The 5,252-nt window shown below is 73.7% G+C and carries 4 protein-coding genes and 1 pseudogene; 1 reads left to right on the forward strand and 4 read right to left on the reverse strand.

The window, feature by feature from the left end; all coding sequences use genetic code 11:
• Positions 1-173: 173 nt before the first annotated feature.
• The 4 genes from eccD to QZX64_RS11505 form a co-directional block, all read right to left on the reverse strand.
• Complete coding sequence (gene eccD, locus QZX64_RS11490) at positions 174-1,556, reverse strand: type VII secretion integral membrane protein EccD (RefSeq protein WP_295659846.1); 1,383 nt, start codon at positions 1,554-1,556, stop codon at positions 174-176.
• Between the two features lie 115 nt (positions 1,557-1,671).
• Positions 1,672-1,965 (reverse strand): WXG100 family type VII secretion target, encoded by a 294-nt coding sequence (locus QZX64_RS11495; RefSeq protein ID WP_295659848.1) that lies wholly within the window; start codon positions 1,963-1,965, stop codon positions 1,672-1,674.
• Positions 1,966-2,009: 44 nt separating this feature from the next.
• Positions 2,010-2,333: a WXG100 family type VII secretion target gene (locus tag QZX64_RS11500; RefSeq protein WP_295659852.1), complete on the reverse strand. Its 324-nt coding sequence runs from the start codon at positions 2,331-2,333 to the stop codon at positions 2,010-2,012.
• A gap of 149 nt (positions 2,334-2,482) precedes the next feature.
• Positions 2,483-3,841, reverse strand: a complete 1,359-nt coding sequence (locus QZX64_RS11505; protein ID WP_295659854.1) for a hypothetical protein — start codon at positions 3,839-3,841, stop codon at positions 2,483-2,485.
• A 124-nt stretch (positions 3,842-3,965) separates the two neighbouring features.
• On the opposite strand from QZX64_RS11505, the pseudogene QZX64_RS11510 reads away from it, so the two are divergent.
• A pseudogene (locus QZX64_RS11510) lies at positions 3,966-5,252 on the forward strand (type VII secretion protein EccC); the annotation flags it as partial.

The raw sequence follows: 5,252 nt of genomic DNA on the forward strand, positions 1-5,252 counted from the left end.
CGGCACCGGCGCACAGCAGCACGGCCAGGGCGATGCCGCCGACGATGCCGCGGATCGGCTTGGTGGGCTCGACCTCACGACCGCCGGGAGCGCCCGAGAGGAACGCGGTGACGAGGCGGCGTCGGCTGAAGGAGTACGCCTCGACGAGGTCCTTCTTCGTGGACATCGGCCGATCAGCCCCGGATCCTGTCGAGCAGCCCGACCGCGACGACGAGCAGCGGGAGCAGGGACAGCAGCGCGGTGCTCTCGACGACGTCGCCGATGCGGCCGCGGCGCACCGACGGCGACACCGGCGCGAGCGTCAGCACGAGCAGCACCGCGCCGACCACGGCGAGCGCGACGGCGGCGCCCGGGCGCCACGACTGGTGCAGGAGCAGAAGGGAGACCGCGACGGAGACCAGCCCGGCGATGCCGGAGCCGAGGCCGGCCAGCACCTCGGAGCCGGTGCGGTACTGCCGGGTGCGCAGCATGACGGCGAGCGCGCACGTGATCGCGAGGAGCGTGCCGGCCACCCCCAGCCCGACCGCGAACGGGGCGACCAGGACCAGCAGCGTGCCCACCGTCGCGGCGACCGCCAGCAGGATCTCGTGGGCGACCTTGGCGTCGGCACCGACGCGGTCGGCGTCGATCTCGTCGGGATCGGAGGTGATGTCGGCGAGGGTGAAGATCTGGTCGACGCGGGTGCTCGTGGCGCCCAGGGCGAGCCACGGGAAGACGTTGCCGAGCAGCACGACCACCGTCATCACGACCGTGAGCACGACCGCGGGGTCGTAGTCGACGACCTGCATCGCCAGGCCGGCGGCGGTGAGGACGCCACCGACGACGATGGCGGGGATGACCAGCGCGCGCCCCTCGTCGAGCCCGACCAGCGCCACCACCCCGACGACCAGCACGGCGGTGCCGGCGCAGGCCAGGGGGGTGCCGAAGAGCGCGTCGGGCAGCGGCCACGACCACCCGGGCAGCTCGTCGGGTGCCAGCACCAGGCCGGCCACGGCGGCGTAGAGGCAGGCGAGCAGGGCCACGACCACGGCGGCCTCGGGCTCACGCTGCGAACGGGCCAGCACGATCGCACCGACCACGAGCAGGGCCGAGACGACCGCGGCGGCGACGCCTCCCAGGAGGCTCTCGCCCTGCATGAGCAGCGCCAGGGCGCCGAGCCCGAGCAGCAGCGCGGCGGCCGAGAGGGCGGTGCGGCGGCCGGCGGCCGGCTCCCACGGGCTGAGCTCGTGCTCGACGACGTGGGCCATGGCCTCGACCACGTCGTCGTACACCCGGGGCGGTTCGTCGTCGACCCCTGCGACGACGGTCAGGACGCCGCCGTCCTCGACGCCCTGGATGGAGAGTCCCGCGTCGTTGGCGAGCTGCCGGCCGTCCTGGGCGACGAGGCGGTAGCCGCCGTAGACGGTGGACGCGTCGAGCAGGCCCACGCTGCGGGCGAGCTCGGGGACCAGCTCGGCGACGGGCACGGCGGCCGGCAGCACGAGGTCGACGCGCCGGGTGCCTGAGGTGACCGTGACCTTGACCAGACCGGAGGTGCTCGCGGCCGTCTGACTCATCGTGTGTTCCCCACCGTTCTCGTGCTGCCCGTGGCGTGCGGACGGCCCCCCGACGCGCGCACACGAGCCGAGCCGGCCCCCCGTCAGGCGGCCGGCCCCGGTCGTGGTGCGAGGGTCAGGAGAAGCGGCTGGCGCCGCGCTGGTCAGCGGACCTGTACTCGCCGTTGGACACGGAGACGGCGTTGCCGACGTCCTGCAGGAGCAGGATCATCTCGGCGATGGCCTGGTCCCAGGTCTGCTTGGCGACGGCGTAGGACTCCTTGGCCGATCCGGTCCAGTTCTCGCGGAGCGGCTTGAGCTCGTCCTCGAGGGTGTCCAGCCGGCCGTCGATGTTCTTGGCGGCGGTGAGCAGGTTCTGGCTGGCCTCGTCGAGGGCCCCGTGGTCGACCTTGATTCCGTCGAATCCCATGATGTTGGTCCTTGTCCGTCTGTCTGTGAGGAGTCTGGTGGAGGTCAGCCGAGGCGGCCGAGGAGGCGGGTGGAGGCGTCGGCCTGCGACTGGTCGGTCGAGACGTTGTCCTTCTCGGTCTCGAGCAGCGACTGCTGGAACTGGTCGAGCGCGCCGACGATCTTGTTGGCCTTGTCCTGCCAGGCCGTGTGCAGGTTGTGGAACGCGGTCGCGCCCTGACCACCCCACTTCATGCCCATGCCCTGGATCTGGCCGCTGAGGTTCTGGTTGAGCTTCGTGACGTCCTGGCGGGCCGTGGCCACCTTGTCCGCCGCGGTGGACAGCGCCCTCTCAGTCTGGCTGAGACCGGCGACTCCGTTTTCAGACATTTCGTTTCCTTCCCCCCGAAGCGACCGATCCGGCCACCGGAGTCTCTTGTTGGACCTGACGGGTGCAGCTCGATGCTGCGGTCGTCGCGGGGAGACGTCCCGGCCCTCCGGACAGGCAACGATCTACCCGGGGCCGGAGCCCCTAAACGTCAGGAGCTCATTTCCCACAGGGTGCGGAAGAGCCCGGTCGCCGCGACGGCGGCGCCGATGGCGAACGAGCCGGCGACCACCTCGGCGACCTCCGCCCGACGCGACCACCACACCGATCGCCAGCCGCGCCCCGTGGCGACGGCTGCGGCCACGCAGACCAGGCCGAGAGCCACCGCCGCCACGACGACCGCGGCCTGCTGGCCCGGGCTCGCCGCCCGGAGCACGACGGCGCACAGGACCCCCCAGCAGACGAGCCCCGCGAGGCGGAGCAGCGCCCGGGCGGCCCGGTGGCGGTAGCTGCGGGCGGCCATCAGCATCGCGGCGCCGGCGAAGAGGACCAGGCAGCGGGCACCGATGCGGTCGACGTCGATCACGGCGGTCCGCATCAGCAGCGGGACCGCGACGGCGACCACGACGAGGATCGCCGCCGAGGAGGCCGTGAGCATCCGGGTGCCGCTGGCCACGAGCACCTTCACCGCCGACTCGGGCACGATCATCCGGCCGCGCCGGCCGGTGACCCCGTCCCGCGCCGACCAGGCCGTCACGGCGAGCTCCATCTCGATCAGCGCCTGGTCGGGGACGTCGATCGCGAAGACGGGGGCGAGGCGGGCCCCGAGCGTCGCGAGGACCAGGAGGAGGGCCCAGCCCACCCGCGCGTCGAGCTCGGTGAGGACCGTGAGGCCGGTGACCCCGGCCACCACGGAGGCCGCCACGATCCAGACCGACAGCACCTCGTCGCTGCCGGGCGCCCACGCCCGGCCGACGGCCGCGACCACGGCGGCGGTCAGGGCGCACGCGGCGACCACGCCGGAGGTCTGGTAGCCCTGCGGGCCGACGTACGCCAGGGCGGCTGCGGCACCGAAGGCGGGCGCTGCCACGACGCGGTGGCGTGCGCGGCTGCCGACCGGCAGCGTGGCGAGGACGCCGGTGAGCAGGAGCACCCCGGCGACGACGAGGCGGGTGGTCCCCGACGCGATGCCGGTGGCGACGAGACCGGCCAGCGCGGCGGCCAGCGCGGCGGCGGTGCAGGCCAGGGCCGACAGCGGGCCGGGCTCCTCGGCACCCGCGCGCACGGGCCTGTGTGCGACGCTGCGGGGACGGTGGAGGCCGGTGACCGCGACGACCATGTCGCCCGACTCCACGCCCGCGTCGGTCAGCAGCCGGTCGGCGGAAATCAGCTGGCCGAGGGCGGTCTGGAGCAGCGGGATGGTGTCGAGCCCGGACTGCCGGGCGTACTCACGGGCGACGTCGTGGGCGGTGACGCCGCCGGGGACCATCAGGTCGACGACGCCGGCCGGGCCGTGCACGCTGAGCACCATGGTCGCGGTGCTCGCCAGCACCGGCTGGGTCTCCGCCACGCCTCCCCCTCCACGATCCCCGCCAAGACCCGCTGGTCAGCGGCTCAGGGCACCGCACAGGACAGTAGTCGCTGCCATTTGCATCCACCTATCATCACCGCACGGGCAACACCGAGGGGGACGAGTGGGCACGGCACTGCGCAGCGGACGGCGGCTGGACCGGCCCGAGATGCCCAGCGGCCAGATCGTCCTCCAGCCACCGCCGCAGCTCCAGGAGAACGAGGGCGCGTCCGGCGTGCTGATGAACGCCATCCCGATGCTCGGCAGCCTGGGCTCCATCGTGATGGTCGCGACCCTCGGCGGCACCGGCGCCAGCCGCGGCCGGAGCCTCATCGCCGCCGGCATGTTCCTCTTCGCCACCCTCGGCTTCATCGTCGTCCAGATCGACCGCCAGCGGAAGCAGCGCGCCCAGCAGGTCACCGGCTCCCGCACCGAGTACCTGCGCTACCTCACCAACATCCGCAGGATCGCCCGGGACGCGGCCACGCAGCAGCGCCGTGCGCTGACCTGGCACCACCCCGACCCCAGCGCCCTGCCCGCGCTCGCCGAGGACCGCCGGCGCCTGTGGGAGCACGGGCCGAGCGACCCCGACTTCCTGCACGTCCGCTACGGGTTGTGCGCGCAACCGCTGTCGCTGGAGCTCGTGCCACCCGAGTCGGCACCGATCGACCAGGTCGACCCGGCCGCGGCGTCGGCGCTGCACCGGCTGCTGGTGGTGCACCGGCTGCAGCCCGACCTCCCCGCCTCGATCGACCTGCGCGCCTTCGACCGGGTCGAGGTCTGCGGCGACGAGGACGAGGCGCGCTCGCTGGCCCGGGCCATGATCTGCTCGGCCACCGCCTTCCACAACCCCGAGCAGCTGATCGTCGCGGTGCTCACCTCGAGGGCCAACCTCACCCACTGGGACTGGGTGAAGTGGCTGCCGCACGCCCAGAGCGCCCGGAAGTCCGACGCCGTCGGCCCGATGCGGATGGTCACCACCTCCCTCGACGACCTCGGGGCGCTGCTGCCGCCCGACCTCAGCGAGCGGCCGCGCTTCGGCGCCGACGAGCGCCCGGCCCTCCCCCACATCCTGCTGGTCATCGACGGCGGCCACCTGCCGCCCGGCAACCACGTCGTGCCCCCGGACGGGCTGCACGGCGTCACCCTGCTCGACCTGCCCGTGCGCTGGGACGAGCTGGAGGACCCCAGCCGGCTGCGGCTGGAGCTCACCGGCGCACCGGCGCAGGACGGCAAGCTCCCCGTGCGTGCCATCCGGCTGCGGGCCGAGCCCGTCAAGGCGGTGGTGGACCAGTGCGACCTGGCGACCGCGGAGGCGTTCGCGCGGCGGCTCTCGCCCCTCCACGTGGTCACCTCCGGCAGCGACGACGCGGGTGGCGGCGAGATCACGGGCCCCTCCGACCTCATGGAC

Source organism: uncultured Nocardioides sp., assembly GCF_902805925.1.
In the GTDB taxonomy this organism is placed as follows: Bacteria; Actinomycetota; Actinomycetes; order Propionibacteriales; family Nocardioidaceae; genus Nocardioides.